The following is a 20,694-nucleotide window of genomic DNA, read 5'->3' on the forward strand; positions in this document are numbered from 1 at the left end:
CCAGAGGAGGCGGGGGCCTCACGGAAACCGGGGAAACCTGCGGGCAGGCCGCAGGAATACCAGCCGGGCGGGGCTGGCCCGACCCTTGCAATAGGGCCCTGTCGAAGCGCGTCGGCGCCAAGGAAATCGCGCGACGCGTCCAGGGAGATACGTTTGTCATGAAGAATCATTCTTCTTCGATGGGTCGTGCGCGTGCGACGTGGGGCGGGGCGGCGCTATTGCTCGTGGCGGGGACGCTTGTCGTCGGGCCGGGGTGCGCCGAGGTGGAGGAGGGGGCGACGGAGGAGATGGCCGAGGGGGAAACGGCGGAGGCCCTCGCGGCCGTCATCAGCGCGCCGAGCCGCGTCGGGCCTTACGGGGTGGCGAAGCTCGCCGACGGGACGCCGGCGATCGTCGACGGAAATGGCAATCGCGTGGTCTTCCACGGGGTCTCGCGGCCCGGCCTCGAATCGACGTGGCACGGCGAAGGGCCAAGCCAGCCGAGCCTCTACATCCCCGTCCCGGATCCGCAGATCCCCGGCGGCGTGCGCTGGACACCGGGCATCCACCCGGACGAATATGTTCACATGAAGCAATGGGGCTTCGATACGGTCCGGCTGCCCGTGTCCTGGGATTACCGTTGTTATGGCGACCGCCTCGCGGACGCCCTCAGCGCGGATCCCGACGCCGATCTGCCCTGCAACAACCCCGCGGTGTGGGAGATCTACTGGCAGATCCTCAAGGACAACGTGAAGAAGATCCAGGCGCAGGGGATGGACGTGATCCTCGACGTGCGCTCCGACGCGAGCGTGCGGGGCTCCGACGGGATCAAGGAAGACGTCTGGAATCACATGCCGCACGTGTGGACGGCCGAGGACGGGACGACGCAAAACGTCTTCATCGGCCGGAACCTGCAAGGTCAAAACCTCTACGGCAATGTCGGGCTCGGGAACTTTCTGCGGCGCCTCGGGCACGAGCTCGGGCACAAACCGGGGCAGCCGAATGACGGCATCGATCGATCACGCGTGGTCTTCGAGATCTTCGACGCCCCGCACGTGCCTTGCACGAACACGGCGGATTGGTCCGAGGACGAGGTATGGCGGATCTGGCTCGACGGCACGAAGAACCCGGACGGGTCCTACGAGACCAAAAGCTGCACGTTGCCCAAGGCGGACGGGAGCGGGAGCGTCACGAAGAGCTTCACGTACGCCGGGATGCGGGTGCTGTACGAGCGCGTGCGGGAGTTCGGCGCGCAAAACGTGGTGCTCGTGCCCGCGATCGACGGGGTCGACCTGCGGCGCGTGTGGCAGCCGCAATACCAGATCACGGGCGCGACGAACCTCGCCTATGCGGCGAAGCCGTCCTTCCGGTTCGCGGAGGAGAACAGCGTCGCGGGCGTCGAGAACCTCGCTGGGTTCGAAGCCCTCTTCGATCAGTATTTCGGCTACCTGGCGACGCAGGCGCGCCTGTTCCCGGTGGTGATCACGGAGTTCGCGTCGGGCGAGCCGACCGGTTGCACGAAGGATCAGGAGGTCGATTTCCTGCATTCCGTGCTGCTGTATGCGACGCGCCCGAACCGGCAGTTCGGGTGGGCGGCCTGGTCGTGGTTCTTCCCCGAGACGCCGGCCTTGCGATGCGGCTATTACAGCTCGATCCTCGACGGCTGGCGTGGTCCGGGGGGCGGGGCGCCGGGGGCGAGCATCCTCGGGCGCGGGGTGCTCGAGTTCCTGAAGGCCACGCAATACATCTGGCCCGAGGTGACGGTGCTGAACGATTTCACCTGTGACCCGAACGCACCCGGCACGCTCACGTGGGCGATGAAGCACGCGCTCCCCGGGCAATGGGTGCGCTTCGCCGTGCCGCGCGACACGAATGGCAACACGACCATGCATACCAGGTGCAACCTCCCGCCCATGAAATGGGGCGTGCGTATGGTCGGAAATTCGCCCTACGCACAGGGCGTTTGCTCGGGAGGGCGCACGACGATCGACGGCGCCGCCGCCTCCGGCCACGGGCTCGTGCTGGAGGGGAACAACGACCTGACGAACATCACGGTGCAGCATTTCCCCGGCACGGAGATCATCGAGCTCTCGCCGTACCAGAGCAGCAACCAATCCTGGTGCGTGCAAGTGTCTCCGTGACCGTCGAGGGCGGGCGGCGGCCCTCCATGGACGCCGCCCGCGGCTCGGAGTAAACAGGCAATTGAACGCTCATCTCGGCAGATCATCACCCGGACGGAGGATTCCTTGCTCAACGGACCGTTTGCCAACAACACCACCCTCGAGGTCGTCCTCCAGGGCAACGTCGTGGGGTATGTATTCGCATGCCCGCCGAGCCTTCGCGAGGAGCGCGTGCACCAGGAGCAGCACTGGGTGCTCTATGCGGGCGCCCTGCCCTTGCCTCCCACGGGGATCGTGCTTCGCACGCCGCTCACCCTGCGAGAGCCCGTCACGACCCTCGCGGCGTGGAATGCGACATGGCCGGGGCTCTGGCGCGAGGGGGCCCATTACGTGAAGGTGTACAGCGCGAGTTACGACTCCATCGGCTCGGCGGAGCCCCCCCCGGCGCCGGCTCTCTCCAGCAAGCGAAGGGTCGACGATACGACCGGGAAGGGCTTACCGACGCGCTTGCCCGCGAAACCGCTCGCGGGAGGTGTGGCCGGAGGAACGGAGAGGGAGCCGGCAGGCGGGTGGCCGACGGGGGAAGACGACCCCGGCCAGATCGATTATCGTTTCCAGTCGGGGGTGCCCATCGCGGCGTACGACGCCGCGACCTACGGGCAAATCCATGGGTATGTCTTCGGCACGGCCATCCCCGCGACGAGCGGCTATCGGACCAACCAGGAACACTGGACGCTCCTGCCGGGGTATGCCCCCCCGGGGAGCCGGACCGGCGCGAGCCAGATGCCGCTCGAAAAGGTGCAGCAGGACGAGGCAGGGCTCGTCGGGGTCGTCGTCGTCGATCCCAGCCGGACCTTGCCCAGGACGGTGAACAGCGTGGGGACCTTCCAGGCGTTCTCCAGCGCGGTCTGGAAGGAAGGCTCGACCTATGTAATCGCCAGTTGCGCTTATCTCGACGCGCCGCCCGTCGACGCCTGATCCCCCTCGATGGCCGCGCGGGCCTCGTCCACCGAGAGCACCTCCATCCGCATCGACCCATACGCCGGCGGGACCCCCTCGCAAAGCTCGGCCAGGGCGCCTCGATAGTGATCGCGTACGTCTTGGAAAACGAGGGCCAGCATGCCGAGCATCTGGATCCCGAGGCCCGGCACCGGGCACGCGGCGACCTGCGCCGCGAGATCCAGCCCCTCCCCCTCCCCCACGCGCCGGCCGCATGCAATGGCCAGGCAACGCGCGAGGAGCGACGCCCAGCGTTTGCCCATCCCCGTCCAGATGCGATCCGCCCGCTCGGCGAGCGCCCGCGCGAGGTCCCGATCGCCGCCGCGGAAAGCGATCGCGGCCTCGTTCATGCAAACGAGCCCCTCGAGATCCGGGACACCGAGCCGCTCGACGGCGTCGATCAACTCCCGATCGGGCCGCTCGACCCGACACGCGCGATAGCCGACCGCGCGCAAGAGCCACTCCGCCCGCGCCTCGAGGTGCGCATGCCGGCACCTCTGCGCGAGCGCGCGCGCCTCCGTCGCGTACGCCGCGGCCTCGTCGAATCGAAAGGTCTCCATGCGCGCCGAGGCCGCATGGTCGAGGGCGGCGATCCGCGCGGCGAGGAAAGGCTCCGCCGCGGCGACACGGAGGTGCAGCCGCGCCGCGTCCTCGAAATGGCCGTCCTGGTACGCCTTTCGCGCGAGCCCCGCGTCGAGCACCACACGCGCCGCGTGCTCCCCGGACGAAGCGGCCCACGCCTCGACCTCCCGGAGCACGGCCGCGAGCCGCTCCGGCGAATCCGGCCCGCGCCGCGCGCTCGCAATGCGCAGGCGCTGCCGCCATGCCTCCAGGCGAACCTCGGCGAAAGGCGCGACGGCGTCGGCCATGGCAAAGGCGCGATCGGCGCCCGCCGCGAGGGCGAGCGCCGCGCGCACGAGCGCTTCGAGGTGCGCCACGTCGAAGCTGCGCGGGCGCGTGCGGCAGAGTTCATAAAGAATCCGATCGAGCGCGGCAGGCGTCCCCTCGGAAAGCGCGATTTCGGTCCACGAGGAGAGCAAGGAATGCTCGCGCGCGACGGCGCGGGGCTCCTCGGCGAAGGGGCTTTGCCGGACGAAGAGCAGCCCCTCACGGATCGCCGTCACCGCGTGGCCGAGCCGCCCCTCTTCGGCAGACCGGCGCCCGCTGGCCTCGGCCTCGAAGGTGATTTCGAGGCACTCGTCGATCGAGCCGCCCTCGGCCCCGCGGAGCAGGCGCAAGAGCCGTCCCTCGGTGCCACGCGCGCGACGCGCGGCGAGGGCGCGGTGAATCGCACGCACGCGCGCCGTCGGCAGGCGCGGCGCGAGGCCGAGGTGCATCTCGAAAGGGTGTTCTCCCCGTTGATGCGGACCTACACCGAGGCCCCTGACCTCGGCGACGAGCGCCTCCGCGGCCCAGGGCGGTTTGCCCATTGCGATGGCGACTTCCAGCGGAGGATACTCGGGCAACCCAAGCTCGATCGAGGCCACGAGCTCTTCGAGGTGGGGAGGAATCGCCGGGGGTTTGTCGGCCGATGGAGGCGAGGGGGCGGGCGGCATGGCTTCGAGTCGATCGAGCGCGTCTCGATCGATCACGAACACGGCGCCATCCCAACGCGCGAGCCCCGCGCGTGTCCAGGCTTCGAGCTCGTTCACGACACGCGCGGCCACGCCCCCCGTCCGCGCGTCGAGCACGCGCGCCGCGTCGGTTTGCAGGTGAAAGAGCCGCTCCGGCCCGGCGAACAGCGGGCGAAGGTCGGCCTCGCAGAGCGGCCGGAGCGGGAGCGCCTCGAAATCTCGCCAATGCCCTCGGCCCGTGACCAGAATCGCGCCCGTTCCGCGCGCGCGCTCGATCGCCTCGCGGGACCAGCGATCGAGCTCTTCCACGTCGTCGACGGCGAGGACCACGCCCTCGCGGAGCAAGGAGCGCAATCGCTCGTCCACCCACGATGCGACGACGCAGAGCGCACCTTCGCGCGGGAGTGGCCCGATCACGGGCGTGAGGCTCTCGTAAGGCCAGGGGGAAGGCGGGGCGCGGAGCACCACGCGTCCCTCGCGGGAGAGCGCCTCGGCCGCCTCGGCGAGGGCGCGGGTGCGACCCGTGCCCGGCTCTCCCGCGAGGTACAGGAATTGGTTTGTCTGGGCAGCTTCGACGAGCGCACGCACGGGACCTTCGCCCCCGAGGCGAGGCAGGGCCGTCCCTTGCGCGGCTTTCTGCCCTCCGAGGCTCCCGAGCGCCTCCGCCGCTCCGCGCGGCCGATCCTCGGGCTCGATCGCGAGCAACCGCTCGACGAGCGCGGAGACCTCCTCGGGGACGCCGGGAATGATCCGCGCGAGTGGCTCTGGGCGCTCGGTGAGACGCGCGACCATGAGCTCCTGGAGGCTCCCTGCGCGGTGCGGCAGTCGCCCCGCGAGCGCCTCGTAAAGCAGCACGCCGAGCGCATACAGATCGGTCTCCGGCGAGGCCGCCTCGCCGCGGAGCTGCTCGGGCGCGAGGTACGGGAACGTGCCCTCGATGTAGCCGGCGGGCATGACGTCCTCGTCCGACGAACGCCCCGAGGAGAGGCCGAAATCGAGAATCGTGGGCCTCCCGTCCGCGCCGACGAGCACGTTGTCGGGCTTGAGGTCACGGTGAACGATCGCCGCGGCATGGATCCGCGCGAGCGTCTCCAGCACGGCGACCGTGGTGCTGGCAATCGCCGACCACGGGACGGGGCGATCGGCTCCGGGGAAAGGCAATCCCGCGACGCGCTCCATCACGAGGAACGGGCATCCCTCCTCCGTCCCCTCGTCGAAGAGGCGCACCACGCCGGGCAACCGCAAGAGCCGCAGCGTGGAGATCTCCCGCCGCGCGCGCGCCGGATCCGCGGCAGCCCCCGCGCGCAGGAGCTTCACGGCCACGATCTCCCCCGCGAGCGTGTCCCGCGCCTCCCACACTTCGCCGTGCCCGCCGCGCCCGAGCTCACGGACGAGCTCGTAACGATCGGCGATCCGGGCGGCGGGCCGCGGTTGAAAACCTACGCCGGGATCACGGTCAGCCGAGGCGTGCAGGGACATACGCCGATCGGGCCGAGCCTAGAGCGCCGAGCGGATCGGCGTCAATCCGCAGCACCGACCTTCCAGCGCCTCGGCAGGCCTGCCAAGGCGTTGGAGGTCTGCCGACGCATTGGAGGCTTCCTTGCGCCGCATTGCTTTCGCACCTACGAGAAGAAGCGAAAGAGGAGGCAACCATGGCCATCATCCCGGCGAAGTACACGGCGAAGGACTATTCGGCGCTCAAGGGCCTGCAAGGCATCACCGACGATCAGGTGGCGGTCCACCTGACGCTTTACAATGGGTACGTCACGCGCTCGAACAAGCTGAACGAGACGCTCGCGTCGATGGTCGCCGAGAACAAGGCGAGCACCTTCGAATACAACGAGCTGAAGCGCCGCGCGGGTTGGGAGATCAACGGCATCCTGCTCCACGAGTATTACTTCGACAACCTCGCGGCGAAGGCCACGGACGGCAAGGACACGCGGTTCGCCGAGGCCATCGCGCGCCAGTACGGAAGCTTCGACGACTGGAAAAAGGATTTCCTCGGCGTCGCCAAGATGCCGGGCGTCGGCTGGGCCATCACGTATTTCGACCCCACGCGTGGCCAGTTCGACAATTACTGGATCGACCGCCACGACGTCGGCCACCCCGCCGGTCACCGCCCGATCGTGGTGCTCGACCTCTGGGAGCACGCGTGGAGCGCGTACCTCAAGCCCACCGAGCGCGCGAAATACCTCGAAGACTTCTTCGCGAACGTGAACTGGAGCGTTGTCGACGGGCGGCTCTGATCAGGGCTCGGCCGGGGGCAAACCCACGCGGAGCATGGCCTTGTTCGGCACCGTCTCCACGAGGCCGACCCAGACCCCCGTCGCCTGCTGATAACACACCTTCCCGCCCGGCAATTCGCGCCCGAGGCTCACGTCTTTCGTCTCGCTGCCGTGACGCACCGTGAGCCGCGCCATGGCGAGGTTCCGGTCCGCGGCGACGGGCGTGTATTTCACCTCCCGCACCGTGATCTCGACGCCTTGTTCGAAGGCGAGCGCCTTGTTCACCTCGACGCCCACGCCCGCGAGCGGCGCCTTGCCCGGGGCCGACGCGGGGCCGAGCCAGCGCACGTTCTGCACGACGGCCGGCTGCGGGCCTTCGCATTCCATCGACGCCTGCGTGGGCGCCTCCGGGCCGTCCAGCGTGGCCTCCGTCGAGGCTCCGCATCCGAGGAGACCAAGCCCGAGCATTGCCGCGAAAAACCCCCGCATGATGTTCCTCCGTGCTCCCATGGTGATCAGCCCGGGCGAACCCCGGCGATGTTGCATCCGAGATCGGCCAGCGCGAAGACCGCGGCCCCGAACGCGCCCGCGCTCTCGGAGCTCGCGTTGCCTTGCAGGCTCCGCTTGTAGACGCCCTGCGCGATCGCCGCCAGCCGAAAAATTCCGAACGCCATGAAATAAGGCCAGTCCTCGATCGCGCCCCGTCCCGTGAGCTTGCAATACGCCTCGACGATCCCCGGTTCGTCCGGAATGCCGAGCGCCCCGAAATCCGCGCCGACGAGGCTGCCGCGCCCCGGGAGCGCGAGGTGATACCCCATGCAGAGATACGCGAGATCACTCACCGGATGCCCGAGCGTCGAGAGCTCCCAGTCGATGATCGCGAGCGCCCGGGGCTCGCTGCCCGCAAAAATCACGTTGTCGATGCGGTAATCGCCGTGGACGAGCGTGGTCTCGTCGTGCTTCGGCGCGCTCTTGCCGAGGAAGGCCATGAGCGCCTCCATCGCAGGCACGTCGCCCGTGCGCGAAGCCTCGTACTGGCGCGACCAGCGCTGCACCTGGCGCGGGACGAATCCGCCGATCTTGCCATAATCGCCGAGGCCCACGGCGGCGTAGTCCACGCGGTGGAGCGCAGCGAGGGCCCGGACGAGGTCGTCGTAGATCGCCCGGCGTTCGTCCGGGCCGCTCGTCCCGGGGAGCTGCGGATCCCAGAAGATCCTGCCCGGGACGTGGCGCATGACGAAAAACGGCGTGCCGATCACGGCCGCATCCTCGCAGAGCGCGATGGCCTCGGGCACGGGCACGTCCGAGCCGGCGAGCGCGCGCATGACGCGGTATTCACGCTCGACCGCGTGCGCCGACGGCAAGAGGTCCCCCGGGGGCTTCTTGCGCAGGACGAGCTCCTGATCGCCGTCCGGGCCCGAGAAACCGATCCAGTACGTGGGGTTCGACTGGCCGCCCTGGAACTGGAGCGCGGTGACCGAGCCGCCGCCACGACAAGCGTCCACGTTTGCCACGAGCCAGCGCGCGAGCGAGGCTTCGTCGATGCGGTGGGCTTCACGCGGAGGGCGGGCGCTCTTCGGCGGCACGAGGGGCATGGCGGGGGGCTTATAACACGAACGCCCCCGCCGTCGTCGATTGGAAAGGCGGTTCGCTGCGAAGGGCTCAGCCGCGGCGCGCGTTCGCCACGGCCCGTTCGAACGCCTCGCGGTTGTCTGCGAGGACCCGCGCGAAGTGGGGGCGCTGGCGGATCCGCTCGACATACGCCACGACCTGGGGCACGTCGGCGAAGACGTCCGCGCCGAACACACGCGCGGTGGCCAGCGAGATGAGCGGGAAGTGCATGGCGGCCGCGCAGTCAGCCACGGTGAGCTCAGCGCCGGCGAGGAACGGATCGAAGGTCGCGAGCTGCAAGAAGGCGCGGATGCCTTTGGCGAGATCGGCATTGATCGCAGCCTTGGCGTCGTCGGTGAGCGTGCCGCCCATGAACGCGGCGGGGTAGGTGCGGCGCGCGACGAGCTCGATGTTGAGCTCGAAGACCTGGATGAGCTCGCGGACCTTGGCGCGGGCGAATGGATCGCGCGGATATGAGGGGGTTGTCCGGGTACGCCTCCTCCAGGTACTCGCAGATCACCTGCGACTCGCAGAGGACGCCGTGGGGCGTCTCCAGGAAGGGCGCCCGGCCCATGGGGGAACGCGCGAGAAATGCGGGTTCCTGGGAGGGCCAACAGCTCGGATCCTCCTCGTGGGGGATGCCCTTCTCCAGGAGGACGAGGCGAACCTTGTTGTGGTAGTTGCTGATGCGAAAGCCGCAGAGCTTCATACGTCGAAATCCTCTTTGGGTTTGGCAGGTGATGAATGCCGGGGGACGCATGCAGGATGGATCGGAGGGTGGGTTCGTGGGAAGGGGGCGCGCGAAAACCACGCGGATGCTCGCTCTTTTGAACGGGATGGTCGGGGGATGGGTTCCGCGCTAGGCTCGCCGCCCCCATGGTTTTTCTCGTCGTCGGCGACGCCAACGCAGACCTCAGCAGCACGCTCGCGCGTTTCCCGGACGAGGGCGACGACGTGGCGATGACGGCGCTCGGGTACAGCAGCGGCGGCTCGGGCGCGAACGTGGCGACGGCGCTCGCCAAGCTCGGCGCGCGCGCCCGGCTCGTCACGGCGGTCGGGCGGGATCCGGGGGCCGACGTCGCGCTCCAGGCGGCGAAGCAAGCCGGCGTGGATCTTTCGTTCGTCGAGACACACCCCACGCAGGCCACCGGGCACTGCATCGTGGCCATTTCCCCCGGGGGCGAGCGGACGTTTTTGAGCTTCCGCGGCGCGAACACCGCGGTCACGTGCCCCGATTTCGCGGCGGTGTTCGAGGAGGTCGTGCACCTGCACGTGGCGGGGCACGCGCTCCTCGAAGGTGAGCAGGGGACGACGACGCTTGCATTGATGGAAGAAGCGCGCCGTCGCCAAATCCCCATTTCGCTCGACGTTTGCCTGCCGCTCGTCCGAACCCGCGCCGCGGACCTCCTCGCGCTCGCCCCGCGGTTCTCCGTGCTCTTCGGCAATACGAGCGAGCTCGGCGCGCTCGCCCGGCAGGACCATGAGGCCGCCACGGCGGCGCTCCTCGCGGCGGGCGTGCCGCTCGTCGTGGGCAAGCTCGGGGCGAACGGCGCCGTCGTGGCCGAAGGGTCCGCACGAACGTTCCTGCCTGCATTCCCCGCCGATGTGCGCGACACGACGGGCGCCGGCGATGGGTTCGTCGCGGCATTCCTTTACGCGTGGCGCCGCGGCGCCACCCTCGAACATGCGGGCAGGCTGGGCAACGCCGCGGGCGCGCACGTCGTGAGCCGGCTCGGCGCGGCGGCGTCGCTGCCGGGGCGGGAGGAGCTCTTGCAAGTGCTCTCCACGCACGGCGGCGAGCTTGCAGCTTTGCAGGCATTGTTCACGGACGAAAAACCATCGATCGGGAGAGAGACATGACGCCTCCGTGGAAGGCGCGCCTCGACGCGCTCAAGCTCCGGGATCTCGGGGACCTCTTCGGCACGAAAAAGCCCGTCCTTGGCATGGTGCATTGCTGGCCGCTTCCCGGCGCGCCGGGGTATGCGGGTTACGGGATGGATGTCATCCTCGAGAACGCGATCCGCGACGCCCGCGCGCTCGCAGAGGGCGGCGTGGACGGGATCATCGTGGAGAACATGTGGGACGTCCCGTTTCGCGCTGGATCCCACGTCGCGCCCGAGAGCATTGCGGCGCACGCCGTCGTGGCGCGGGCCGTGGGGCAAGCCGTGCCCTTGCCGCTCGGCATCAACCTCGTGCACAACGGCGGCGTCGCGCTGCTCGGAATCGCGATTGCCGCGGGCGCGAAGTTCGTCCGGGTATGCATGCTCGCGGGCGCGGGCGTGTGGGAGGCGGGCTCGTGGGACGAGGGGTGCGCGGCGGAGCTTTTGCGGCGGCGCAAGGAGCTCGGCGCCGAGCACATCAAGCTGTTCGCCGACGTCGACAAGAAACATTCGGTCAGGTTCCCCGGCATCGATCTCGCAACGCACATCGAATGGACGCGTTTTTCCGGGGCCGACGCGCTCATTGTGTCGGGGAAGATGACCGGGGACGCGCCGGATCTCGCGAAGGTGCGGGAGGCCAAGGCGCTCGCCGGGGATTCGCCGGTGCTCATCGGCAGCGGCGCGACCGAGGAGAACGTAACCGCTTTCCTCGGCGCGGCCGACGGCGTGATCGTGGGGTCGAACATCAAGGAGAACGGGCGCATCGAGGAGCCCGTCGATCCAGAGCGCGTACGCAGGTTCGTGCGGGCCGCGCGCGCCGCTGGTTGATGTCACGACGTTTCGAGCTACCCTCGCCCGCCGTGCGCCCCCCTCGCCACTTCGTGCCATCGACGTTATCGCTCGCCACGGGTTTGATGCTGATCCCGCTCTCCGGGTGCAGTGCCTCGCCCACGCCGCCTGCGCCTCGGGAAACTTCGCCGGCCGTGACCGCGGCGCCCACGCCTCCGGCCAATCCCTTGGCGTCGCAGGAGCGCCCGAAGGCGAGCGTCCCTGCGCCGTCGCAAATCGATTTCCACGACCTTTTCACGGGCGCGCCGCTGCGCGAGCGTGACGAGGAGACCGACGAGCTCGTCGCCGTGCCCACGCGTCGCCTGGGCATCGGAATGCTCGTGGTGCCGACGGGAAAACTCATGGCGGGGGATCCGCTCGCGAACCTCTCGGCCAACCAGGTGCTTTCGCGCGCCGTCCCGGCGGGGCGTTACCCCGTCGAGCTGCTCCTCCAGGACGACGAGCGAGGCCGTGCCCATGAGCTGCTCCTCGCGCGTGTCGTCTTCGGCCCAGGCCGCCCGACGCGATGGGAGACGGCGGCGGTCGCGGGAGAGACTCCCAGGCCGTCCCGCCCCGGCGCGCGCACGGGGTATCCGTCCGACGCCGCGACGGGCTGCTTCATGGATGCGAGCGTGTTCGCCGAATACACGCCGCCGGCCCAGGTACGAAGGTCCGTGCGCAACGGCGTCGTCCACGAGGACTCCCTCCCTGACGGTCGCGCCGAGCGAAACAGCGGCGAGCTCATCCAGGCGCTCCGGGCGACGCGCGACGCGGAAGGCGGGAGCCTCGGTCATGCGGAATGGAAAGGGACCGTCGGAAACATCGTCGCGTTCGGGCTCGGCGGGGATCAGGTGGTCCCGACGTACTGGGGGCTCGACGCGAGCGGCGCGGCAGTGGAAATCGTGTCGGTGATCGGCCTCTCGGAAAAGCGGTTTCCGGACGTGCGCTGGCCGGAGGGTTGAGAAAGCCGGCTACGGCTCGGCGAATGCGCGGTACACGGCAGGATCGGTGATCGAGCGCAGTTTGCCCGAGCCGCCCACGAAGAGGTACCGCGTGAGCACGAGGCCGATCTTGCCGCCGAACCGCGTGATCTTGCGGCAATCGGCGGTGTATGTCGTATCGTCCGCGGAGAAATCGCAGAGCTCGTGCACGGTCGCGTAATCTTCGTATTTGCCAAACTCGTGCTCGAAGACGCCGACGGCCTCGGCGCGTGATTTTTCCTTGAGGAAGACGCGCACGCGCTCGTCGAAGAAACCCGCGAGCGCGGAGGCGCGGCGCGCATTCAACGTCCGTTCGAGGTCGAGGACGTTTTTCGCCATGGCCCGGAGCATGGCCGGCTGGATGTCGCGGCCGGCCGCGGCGAGCGCGGGCGTGCAGCAGGCGCCGGCGCGGAAGGGGTTCGCCTGGGCTCCGGGGGCGACGGTCTTTCGGCCACACCCCGCCCCGCCGCCGCGCACGAAAAACCCCGCGTCGCGCTCGGGCGTGAGGGTCCAGGTCTCGACCGCGGCGACGGCCGGATCGGCATCGCAAGCGGCTTGCCATTGCGTGGCCGTGCAGAGGTGTTTGCCCGCGGCGACGCAGGCATCCTCGGCGGCGAGCCAGGCCATGCCCTCGTCGCCCGCAGCGCGCTCGAAGGAAAACTCCCCGAGGAGGCTCCCGTCCACGAGCGTCTTGCTCGCCACTTTGCGGGGCGGAAGCACGGGGAGCGTCGGCGCGGCGGGCGACGGCGCGGCGCTCGGCGGCGTGACAGCCACGCTCGCGGGAGGGGAGACGGACGGCGTGGCCTCCGGATCCTTCGTCGGGGACGCGCTTTCGTCCCGACAACCAACGCCGAGGACGAACGAGAGGACGAGGAGCCCGACGCGGACGAACATTTCGACGCAGCATACAGGCAAGCTCGGAGGAAGGGAACGCGGCGCGCGGGCACGGGCGCTGCACGCGGCCTTTCTCGGGCGGGAGCGCCCGGGCGAGGGGGACCTGGATGAGCAAGCCGGCGGGGTGCAAACGGTGGTCGGTCGCGGAGGGGGCATGTGGCGAGGCGGGCGGGCGGCGCGGAGAGCGACGGCGCGAACGACGTGCTCTGGCTGCTCAATGCCTCCATGCACGAGGCGCACGTGGAGATCATGGTGTACTTCGAGCACCGCGTGCCGGCCGGGCCCTACCGCCTGACGCTGCTGCCCGAACGGAGCCGGCGTGTCCGCTGGCAGGACCTCGAAGGCCCGGAGCCGCTGCCGATCGGAACGGATTTCGCGAGCGTGATCGAGTCGGATGTGCCTATCGTCGTGCAATACACGCGCGTCGGCGCCGGCGGCGCGGACGCGATGACGACGATCGCGCACGCCGAGCGCTGCGGCATGTGAGCCGTCAGCGGACGGGGGTGCAATTCGGGTAGAGCCGCTGCATCGCGGTCGCGCTGCAAAGCGCGAGGATGGCGGGCTGCGTGAGCGTGGTCTCTTGCGTGGCGCGCTCATAACACGCGATCGGCGCGAGCGACTCGGCGCAACGGCAGAGCTCTATCGCCTGCGCGGAGAGCAGGAGCCCGGCCGAGGCCCGCTCGTAGCAGGCGATCGGCGCGTCCGATGTGGCGCCGATGCACAGGAGATACGCATCGTTCTGCGCGAGCAGCGTGCGATCCCGCGCGCGCTCGTAGCAGCCGAGCGCGGGGAAATCCTCCTCCGTCTGGACCGGGACGAGCCCCGCGGTTTGCAGGCGCGCGCCGCGGGGTTCGCTGGAAATGGTGGGCGCGTCGCGCTCACAGGCAGCGAGCGAGGCGACGAGCGCAGCCCACGACAAGGCGCTCCTCGTGCTCATGTCCGTCCACGCATGCAATGGTCGGGCGAGCGCGTATCGGCCGCGCCGGAAAGGCAGGCCGATGCGAAAAAGACTTCGCGCTCGTACCGCCTGAGCAAAAAAAAGCGAGCGAACGTAGGCAACGTCCCCTTGACACGATTGCCCTCCATGCGCCATGTACGGCCTCTCTGCAAAGTCGGACGATCGGACCGAACCGTGAAGACGGCAATGCAGTACACAAACACTTGAGACTGATTCTTCGATTACTTCGTTGACAGCCGAGACCACGAGGCGCCGGCATTACAGGGAGCGGCACGGAATGGCGAGGCATGACGTTTCTGGGCTCCGCGACGCGGGCGCGGCGGGGCGGTGGATTGGTTCGTCCGAGGACGGGAGCGGGGCCATGGCCGCCGCGCTGGAGGCGCTCGCCGCGCAGAGGGTCGCCGATCGCGATTTCTGCGTGCAGACGCTGCCGCGCGTCTCGCGGACGTTCGCGCTCTCGATCCTGTCGTTGCCCGAGGCGCTCTCCGAATCCCTCTGCGCCGCGTATCTCCTGTGCAGGGTCGTCGACAGCATCGAGGACGCGAATCCGATCCCGCCCGAGACCCGCGTATCGCTCTTCGACGCGTTCGACGCGCTCATGCGAGGCGAGGCGGGGTCCTTGTCCGAATTCGAGGCTCGATTCGCGGACGAGGCCCTCGGCATGGCCGAGGCGGATCGCGCGCTCTGCAAGGGCGCGGGCGCGGTGTTTCGCGTGTTCCGTGGCCTGCCCGCCGCCGATCAGGAGGCGATCCGGCCGTGGGTGCTGGAGATGAGCCTGGGGATGCGCGAGTACGCGGGGCGCGCGGACGCCGAAGGAAAGACGCGCATCCGCGACGTGCGCGACCTCGAACGATATTGTTATTTTGTGGCCGGCACGGTGGGCGAGTTGCTCACCTCGCTCTTCGAGCGGACCGTGCCCGGGGCGAACGACGAGGTCCGCAAGGCGGCCCGGTGCCGCGCGACGCGGTTCGGGCTCGGCCTGCAGATGGTGAACGTGCTGAAAGACGTCGCCGAGGATCTCGATCGCGGCGCGTGTTTCTTGCCGGAGGACGTGCTCGCCCGGCACGGGGTTCGTCGGGACGTCCTGCTCTCGCCCGAGGCGCGCGCGGGCGGCCTCGCGGCCGTGTCGGAGGTGTGCGCGATTGCGCGGGGGCACCTCGACGCCGCGGTCGAGTACACGCTTTGCTGGCCCGGCCGCGAGGGCGCGGAGGTGCGCGCATTCTGCGCGGTGCCGCTCGCGCTGGCGATCGCCACGCTGCGCGAGGTGGAGCGGGGCGAGAACACGCTCGTCCGCGGACGTGAGCCCAAGATCGACAAACGCCTCGTGGCCGAGGTGCTCGCCGGCGCGCGGCGCGCGGCCGAGAGCGACGCGGCGCTCCACGCCCTGTTCGCCCGCGCGGCGGAGGCCGGGCCGAGCACGCCCGCGGGCGTGTCCGGGCGCGCGACGATGCCGCTGCTCCGCGCGCGGAGGCCGCCGGTGCCGCCCGAACGGCGCGCGTCGATGACGGTGATCCGCGGCGGCGCAGATACGAAAAAGACCTCGGGCGAGGCCTCTCGGAGCGACGCGCGGACCCGCGAGGGGCGCGTGCTCGTCACGGGCGGCGCGGGGCACCTCGGGCAAAACCTCGTGCGGCGCCTCGTCGCCGAGGGCAAGGAGGTCCGCGTGCTCGTGCGGGGCGCGCGCGGCGCGGCGGCGCTCGCGGGTTTGCCCGTCGAGGTCGTGACCTGCGACGTGCGCGACGCAAACGCGCTCGGCGCGGCAATGCGCGGCGTGACCGAGGTGTATCACGCGGCGGCGAGGGTGGCCGAGGGCGACGAGCAAGCGTTTTTCGAGACGAACGTGCTCGGGACACGCGCGCTCCTCGGCGCGTGCCGCGAGGTGGGCGTGCGGCGGGTGGTCGTGACGAGCTCGCTCGACGCCGTGCGGTACGACGACACGCGCGGCGCGCCGATCGACGAGGCGACGCCGCTCGACCCGTTCTCCGCGCATTCGCCGCACGCGCGGACGAAGGCGCTCGCGGAGCACGAATGCTTGAAGGCCGTGGCCGACGGGCTCGACGTGGTCGTGGTCGCGCCGACGACGCTGGTCGGGCCCTTCGACGATCGGCCGAGCGCGATCGGGCGGGCGCTCGTGGATCACGCGAACGGCAGGCTCCGCGCCTTCGCGCGCGGGGCGCTCCTGCTCACGTCGACGCGCGACGCGGTGGAGGCCCACCTCGCGGCGATGCGGAGCGGGCGCAAAGGGCAGAAGTACTTGATCACGACCGAGCTCGTGTCGATCGACGATCTGCTCTCGTTCTTCGAGGAGGCGAGCGCGCGGCGCCGCCCGCCGTTCGCCGTGCCGGCCTTGCTCGCGCGGATGTCCCTCGCGCAGAAGCTCGCGGCCGCGCGGATGCTCGGGGGTGAACGCCCGCCCGGCGCGCCCGCGCCCGCGTCCTCGCCGCGACGCGCGGACACCTCGAAGGCGGAGCGCGAGCTCGGCTTCGTGCCCACGTGCGTGCGGAGCGCGATTTACGACGCCTACGCCGATTTCTTCCGTCGGGCCCTCGTGCCCGAGGGCCCCGCGTCGCGCGGGGCGCACATCACGCGGTCGTGAACGCGTGAGACCTGGGGTGGTCCTGACGGACGGTTTGTCCGGGCGTCAGGGCTGCCCTCGATTCGACAGGGGGGGACCAGTTCAGGGGTGCCGAAGGCGAACGCCGCGGCCGTGAATGACGAACGAGGTCCTGCATGAATGGGAAGGCAGAGAGGATCGACTACGACATCGCCGTGATCGGCGCAGGTCCGGTCGGATGCGTGTCGGCGCTCGCGTTCGCGAAGCGAGGCGCGAGGGTGCTCTTGCTGGAGTCGAACCCGCGCGCGGTCGAGCGGCTCGCCGGCGAGTGGCTGCACCCGCCCGCCGTGGACATCCTCCGCGGGCTCGGCGTGGATCTGCCGGCCGGCGCGACGCACGAGACGGGGCGCGGGTTCGTCCTGTACCCCGACGACGGGACGAACCCGATCGCGCTCCCGTATCGCGCCGGCAACGTCGGCCACGCGATCGAGCACGTCCGGCTCGTCGAGCGGCTGCGCGAGCGCGTGATGGGCGAGGCGCTCATCGACTACCAGCCCGGATCGCGCGCGACGAGCATCGTCGATCAAACGCTCTCGTACCAGCAAAAGGGCAGCGGCGAGCGCATGGTGCGCGCCGGGCTCGTCGTGGGCGCGAGCGGCCGGAGCGGCGTGGCGCACGCGGCGCTCTCGATCGATCGGAGCGCGGCGACGTATTCGCGCATGGCGGGGCTCTTGCTCGAAGGCGTGCGTATGCCGCTCGAAGGGCACGGCCACGTGTTCCTCGGCGGCCCGGGGCCGGCGCTCGCGTATCGGCTGGACGATCGGCACGTGCGGCTCTGCCTCGACGTGCCTCTCTCGATGCGCGTGCAGCGCAGCAAGGCCGCGACGCTCTGGGACGCATTCTCGCCCGTCCTGCCCGAGGCGCTGCGGGGCGCGCTCCGCAAGGCGCTCGAGAGCGGCGAGATCGCGTGGGCGACGAACCAGATTCGACCGCGCGTCGATTACGGCCGCGAGGGGCTCGCGCTCGTCGGCGACGCGGTGGGCCACCACCACCCGCTCACGGCGCTCGGCATGACGCTCGGTTTTCAGGACGCGATCGCGCTCTCCGAGGCGAAGAGCTTCCGCGCCTACAGCCGCAGCCGCACGATCCAGAGCCGGGCGCCGGAGATGCTCGCGGTCGCGCTCTACGAGGTCTTCGCCGACACGTCGGACGAGACGGCGGCGATCCGCAGCGGGATCTACGACCTCTGGCGCGAGCAGCCCGCGGAGCGCATGCGCACGATGGGCTTCCTCTCGTGCGAGGACACGAACCCGCTGCATTTCGGCGGCTCGTTCCTGAAAGCGCTGCTCCGTGCGTCGAGCGCGATCGTGCGCGACGGCGTGGTGCGGCGGGATCCGCGGCACGCGGCCGAGGTCGCGAGCGAGCTCGGCATGCGCATTCGCTGGCTCATGCGCGCGACGCTGCACCTCACGCCGGCCGAGCCCACGCAGAACTTTCCGCGCTCGGCCGAGGATCGATATGGCGCGGCGCTGAAGGCGGCGGCCGGGCGCGCGGAGGTGCTGGAGCACCCGGCGGCCGAACGCGCGACGCGGCTCGGCAAGGCGCGGCTCGAACCGCGGACGGCGCTCGCGCGGGGCGTGCGCGCGCTCGTGGCCGAGCAGGCCGAGGACGGGTCGTGGGAGGGCGAAGTCATCTGGAATCCGATGCTCGCCGCCCAGTACGTCATGGCGTGCCACGTGATGGGCTTGCCGATCGATCCGGTGCGTCGGGAGCGGCTCTTGCTCCAGTTCGCGCGGACGCGTTTGCCGGATGGAACGTGGGGCATGCACGAGCTGTCGCAGCCCTACCTGTTCGTCACGACGCTCGTGTACGTGGCGGCGCGCCTGCTCGGCGTGCCGGCGGAGGATCCGCTCGTCGCCAAGGGGCTCGCGTTCCTCCGGAGCGAGGGCGGCGCGGCGGCGATCCCGAGCTGGGGCAAACTCTGGCTTGCGCTCTGTGGCCTGTATGGCTGGGAGGGCGTGCCGAAGGTGTTGCCCGAGGCGTGGCTGCTCCCGCGATCGTGGGCGCTGCACCCGTCGAAGTATTATTGCCACACGCGGTACATCTACCTCGGCATGTCGCTGCTCGTGTCCGCGCGGCGCAGCGCGCCCGAGACGGCGATCACGCGGGCGCTGCGGAACGAGCTGTATCCGGGCGGGTTTGGCGCGGTCGATTTCGCGGCGGCGCGGCGGCAGCGGCGCGAGGCGGAGCTGCAAACACCGCCGAGCCTGGCGCTCGAATTCGCTTACCAGGCGTTCGAGGTCGTCGATCGGGTGCGGACGCCGAAATCGCGGGCGGGTCTGCTCTCGGCGCTCCGCGAGGAGGTGCGTTATGATCTCCGCGCGAGCGGGCACACCGCGTTGTCGCCGGTGAGCGGCCTGCTCGGCATCCTGGCGCTCTGGATCAACGATCCGAAGGACCCGGACGCGCTGCTCGCGCTGGAGAGGTTCGAGGGCTGGATCTGGGAGGACGACACGGACGGCGTGCGGATCGCCGGGGCGCGCAGTGCGTCGTGGGATACGGCCTTCGCAACGCAGGCGCTCGTGGCCGCATCGAAGCACGTGGACGTCGCCGAGCCGCTGGCACGCGCAGATCGATTCCTGGAGGACCAGCAGATCCGCGAGGCCATCGGGGACGCAGCAGCACACGACAGGCTCGATCCACGCGGCGGGTATTGCTTCGCCGGGGTCTGGCACGGCTGGCCGGTGAGCGATTGCACGGCCGAGGCTATGCTCGCGCGGCTGGAATCACCGCACACGCGCGCCTCCGCCGAGGACATGGCAGCAGCGGCGCGGTTCGTGCTCCGGTGCCAGAACCCGGACGGCTCGTTCGGCAGCTACGAGGCGCGGCGGACGCGCGTGCCCCTCGAATGGCTGAACCCCGCAGAGATGTTCGGAGATTCGATGAGCGAAGCCGCGTACGTCGAATGCACGGCCTCATGCATCGCAGCACTCTCCGCATTCCAGCAGCATCACCCGGAGATCCTGCGGAGCGAAGTCGACACCGCCATCCGCCGCGCCGCAGCGAGCCTGCGCGCGCTCCAGCACGCAGACGGCTCGTTCCCGGCCGCCTGGGGCGTATGCTTCATCTACGGCACGATGTTCGGCGTGCGAGGCCTGCTCGCCGCAGGCGCGCCGCCGCACGACCACGCCATTCGCAAAGCATGCACGTGGCTGAAGGCAAGGCAACGCCCGGACGGCGGCTGGGGCGAGCACCACGAAAGCGCAATCCGCGGGCAATACCGCGAAAACGACCGGAGCCAGGTGATCCAGACAGCCTGGGCCATCACAGCACTGCTCGAAGCAAAGGATCCAGACTGGGACGCGATCGATCGCGGCGCACGTTTCCTCGCCGCCGCCCAACGCGACGACGGCACCTGGCCCGCCGAAGAGCCGGCCGGCCTCTTCTTCCGCACAGCGCTCTTGCATTACACGCTGTACCGAAGTTACTTCCCGGTCACCTCCCTCGGCCTCTACGAGTCCCGCAGGGTCGAGCGCGAAGCCTGGGGACGCGAACGCACAGCCGCGTTCGAGCCCGCGTTCGGCTGACGACTCCGGTCTCCTCGGGGGGCGTCGCGCCGGGGCGCTGCCCCGGACCCCGCGGGGGGCTGTCCGCCCCCTCGACCCCGGACCAGGCACAGCCCTGAGCATTGGTCTCATCTTCGTAAGTCCGCAGAACTATTGAGTATCGGCGAACAGAGCACGACGACGGTTTCAAGTTCAGGTGGTGCCGGTTCGAAGCTCAGATGCCCTCGCCCCCAAGCACCTCTCCTGCCCTGGAGCGGCGCCACATCAAGCGCTTCTTCACGCTCCAGGACAGCAAGCGTTCGAGGGGAAGGTGTTCCCATGAGGCGCTTGGTTTTCGCGGACTTGGCGAGATGGAACCAATGCTCAGGGCACAGCCTGGACCGGGGGTTGAAAAACTGCGCTCCGCGCAGTTTTTCAACCAGGCCGACGAAGAACCCGGCTCGCCAGCCGAACCAGCCGCGCGGCTGTCTCGGTTGACAGGGTCGCTGCCAGTCTTGACCAGGCCTGTTCGATGAACTGCGCATCG

Annotated in this window: 16 protein-coding genes; 9 read left to right on the forward strand and 7 right to left on the reverse strand. The window is 69.9% G+C overall.

Annotated features, from left to right (window positions below; all coding sequences use genetic code 11):
* Nucleotides 1–179 precede the first annotated feature (179 nt).
* Entirely contained in the window at nt 180–2,120 is a 1,941-nt protein-coding gene (locus tag E8A74_RS08205; RefSeq protein WP_170228953.1) for a cellulase family glycosylhydrolase, read from the forward strand.
* Nucleotides 2,121–2,225: 105 nt separating this feature from the next.
* Nucleotides 2,226–3,077 carry a hypothetical protein gene (locus E8A74_RS08210; RefSeq protein ID WP_136928381.1) on the forward strand — a complete coding sequence of 284 codons (852 nt, stop codon included), beginning with the start codon at nt 2,226–2,228 and terminating at the stop codon, nt 3,075–3,077.
* Here the strand turns inward: E8A74_RS08210 and E8A74_RS08215 are convergent.
* A complete protein-coding gene (locus E8A74_RS08215; protein ID WP_136928382.1) occupies nt 3,047–6,151 on the reverse strand; it encodes a serine/threonine-protein kinase in 3,105 nt (1,034 codons plus the stop codon). The two genes, E8A74_RS08210 and E8A74_RS08215, sit on opposite strands and share 31 nt — an antisense overlap.
* 173 nt (nt 6,152–6,324) lie before the next feature.
* On the opposite strand from E8A74_RS08215, the gene E8A74_RS08220 reads away from it, so the two are divergent.
* Complete coding sequence (locus E8A74_RS08220; RefSeq protein WP_136928383.1) at nt 6,325–6,918, forward strand: superoxide dismutase; 594 nt, start codon at nt 6,325–6,327, stop codon at nt 6,916–6,918.
* Here the strand turns inward: E8A74_RS08220 and E8A74_RS08225 are convergent, their stop codons facing one another.
* The 4 genes from E8A74_RS08225 to E8A74_RS55965 all read right to left on the reverse strand — a co-directional run bounded on the left by E8A74_RS08225 (nt 6,919) and on the right by E8A74_RS55965 (nt 9,268).
* Entirely contained in the window at nt 6,919–7,407 is a 489-nt protein-coding gene (locus E8A74_RS08225; protein ID WP_136928384.1) for a hypothetical protein, read from the reverse strand. It lies immediately after the preceding gene.
* Between the two features lie 5 nt (nt 7,408–7,412).
* Complete coding sequence (locus E8A74_RS08230; RefSeq protein WP_136928385.1) at nt 7,413–8,492, reverse strand: phosphotransferase family protein; 1,080 nt, start codon at nt 8,490–8,492, stop codon at nt 7,413–7,415.
* A gap of 67 nt (nt 8,493–8,559) precedes the next feature.
* Entirely contained in the window at nt 8,560–8,880 is a 321-nt protein-coding gene (locus E8A74_RS54630) for a glutathione S-transferase family protein (protein ID WP_232379438.1), read from the reverse strand.
* Nucleotides 8,768–9,268, reverse strand: coding sequence for a glutathione S-transferase N-terminal domain-containing protein (locus E8A74_RS55965; protein ID WP_420814214.1), 501 nt, complete (start codon nt 9,266–9,268; stop codon nt 8,768–8,770). Before E8A74_RS55965 ends, E8A74_RS54630 begins: the two co-directional genes overlap by 113 nt.
* Nucleotides 9,269–9,384: 116 nt before the next feature.
* Here E8A74_RS55965 and E8A74_RS08240 point away from each other — a divergent pair, with 116 nt between their 5' ends.
* The 3 genes from E8A74_RS08240 to E8A74_RS08250 are packed head-to-tail and all read left to right on the forward strand — an operon-like array spanning nt 9,385 to nt 12,178.
* On the forward strand, nt 9,385–10,368 hold the full coding sequence (locus E8A74_RS08240) for a carbohydrate kinase family protein (RefSeq protein ID WP_136928386.1): 984 nt from the start codon (nt 9,385–9,387) through the stop codon (nt 10,366–10,368).
* Nucleotides 10,365–11,216 carry a BtpA family protein gene (locus E8A74_RS08245; RefSeq protein ID WP_136928387.1) on the forward strand — a complete coding sequence of 284 codons (852 nt, stop codon included), beginning with the start codon at nt 10,365–10,367 and terminating at the stop codon, nt 11,214–11,216. Before E8A74_RS08240 ends, E8A74_RS08245 begins: the two co-directional genes overlap by 4 nt.
* 32 nt (nt 11,217–11,248) lie before the next feature.
* Nucleotides 11,249–12,178 carry a DUF4241 domain-containing protein gene (locus tag E8A74_RS08250; RefSeq protein ID WP_170228956.1) on the forward strand — a complete coding sequence of 310 codons (930 nt, stop codon included), beginning with the start codon at nt 11,249–11,251 and terminating at the stop codon, nt 12,176–12,178.
* 9 nt (nt 12,179–12,187) lie between these two features.
* On the opposite strand, the gene E8A74_RS08255 is transcribed toward E8A74_RS08250, so the two are convergent.
* Entirely contained in the window at nt 12,188–13,090 is a 903-nt protein-coding gene (locus tag E8A74_RS08255; protein WP_136928389.1) for a hypothetical protein, read from the reverse strand.
* A 156-nt stretch (nt 13,091–13,246) separates the two neighbouring features.
* On the opposite strand from E8A74_RS08255, the gene E8A74_RS08260 reads away from it, so the two are divergent.
* The gene (locus E8A74_RS08260; protein ID WP_136928390.1) at nt 13,247–13,576 is read left to right on the forward strand and encodes a sensory rhodopsin transducer; all 330 of its coding nucleotides are present in this window, start codon (nt 13,247–13,249) and stop codon (nt 13,574–13,576) included.
* Between the two features lie 4 nt (nt 13,577–13,580).
* On the opposite strand, the gene E8A74_RS08265 is transcribed toward E8A74_RS08260, so the two are convergent.
* Nucleotides 13,581–14,027 carry a hypothetical protein gene (locus E8A74_RS08265; RefSeq protein WP_136928391.1) on the reverse strand — a complete coding sequence of 149 codons (447 nt, stop codon included), beginning with the start codon at nt 14,025–14,027 and terminating at the stop codon, nt 13,581–13,583.
* Between the two features lie 298 nt (nt 14,028–14,325).
* Here E8A74_RS08265 and E8A74_RS08270 point away from each other — a divergent pair, with 298 nt between their 5' ends.
* Both E8A74_RS08270 and E8A74_RS08275 read left to right on the forward strand, forming a co-directional pair.
* A complete protein-coding gene (locus E8A74_RS08270) occupies nt 14,326–16,644 on the forward strand; it encodes a squalene/phytoene synthase family protein (RefSeq protein WP_136928392.1) in 2,319 nt (772 codons plus the stop codon).
* Between the two features lie 134 nt (nt 16,645–16,778).
* Nucleotides 16,779–20,189, forward strand: coding sequence for an FAD-dependent monooxygenase (locus E8A74_RS08275; protein WP_136928393.1), 3,411 nt, complete (start codon nt 16,779–16,781; stop codon nt 20,187–20,189).
* Nucleotides 20,190–20,694 lie beyond the last annotated feature (505 nt).

The organism is Polyangium fumosum (assembly GCF_005144585.1).
GTDB lineage: Bacteria > Myxococcota_A > Polyangia > Polyangiales > Polyangiaceae > Polyangium > Polyangium fumosum.

Excerpts from the sequence above, each read along its gene's own strand:
- E8A74_RS54630 (WP_232379438.1), bottom strand. The coding sequence starts at position 8,880 with ATGGGCGGCACGCTCACCGACGACGCCAAGGCTGCGATCAATGCCGAT.
- E8A74_RS08240 (WP_136928386.1), top strand. The coding sequence starts at position 9,385 with ATGGTTTTTCTCGTCGTCGGCGACGCCAACGCAGACCTCAGCAGCACG.
- E8A74_RS08245 (WP_136928387.1), top strand. The coding sequence starts at position 10,365 with ATGACGCCTCCGTGGAAGGCGCGCCTCGACGCGCTCAAGCTCCGGGAT.
- E8A74_RS08265 (WP_136928391.1), bottom strand. The coding sequence starts at position 14,027 with ATGAGCACGAGGAGCGCCTTGTCGTGGGCTGCGCTCGTCGCCTCGCTC.
- E8A74_RS08205 (WP_170228953.1), top strand. The coding sequence starts at position 180 with ATGGGTCGTGCGCGTGCGACGTGGGGCGGGGCGGCGCTATTGCTCGTG.
- E8A74_RS08220 (WP_136928383.1), top strand. The coding sequence starts at position 6,325 with ATGGCCATCATCCCGGCGAAGTACACGGCGAAGGACTATTCGGCGCTC.
- E8A74_RS08215 (WP_136928382.1), bottom strand. The coding sequence starts at position 6,151 with ATGTCCCTGCACGCCTCGGCTGACCGTGATCCCGGCGTAGGTTTTCAA.
- E8A74_RS08275 (WP_136928393.1), top strand. The coding sequence starts at position 16,779 with ATGAATGGGAAGGCAGAGAGGATCGACTACGACATCGCCGTGATCGGC.
- E8A74_RS08230 (WP_136928385.1), bottom strand. The coding sequence starts at position 8,492 with ATGCCCCTCGTGCCGCCGAAGAGCGCCCGCCCTCCGCGTGAAGCCCAC.
- E8A74_RS08270 (WP_136928392.1), top strand. The coding sequence starts at position 14,326 with ATGGCGAGGCATGACGTTTCTGGGCTCCGCGACGCGGGCGCGGCGGGG.
- E8A74_RS08255 (WP_136928389.1), bottom strand. The coding sequence starts at position 13,090 with ATGTTCGTCCGCGTCGGGCTCCTCGTCCTCTCGTTCGTCCTCGGCGTT.
- E8A74_RS55965 (WP_420814214.1), bottom strand. The coding sequence starts at position 9,268 with ATGCGTCCCCCGGCATTCATCACCTGCCAAACCCAAAGAGGATTTCGA.
- E8A74_RS08225 (WP_136928384.1), bottom strand. The coding sequence starts at position 7,407 with ATGGGAGCACGGAGGAACATCATGCGGGGGTTTTTCGCGGCAATGCTC.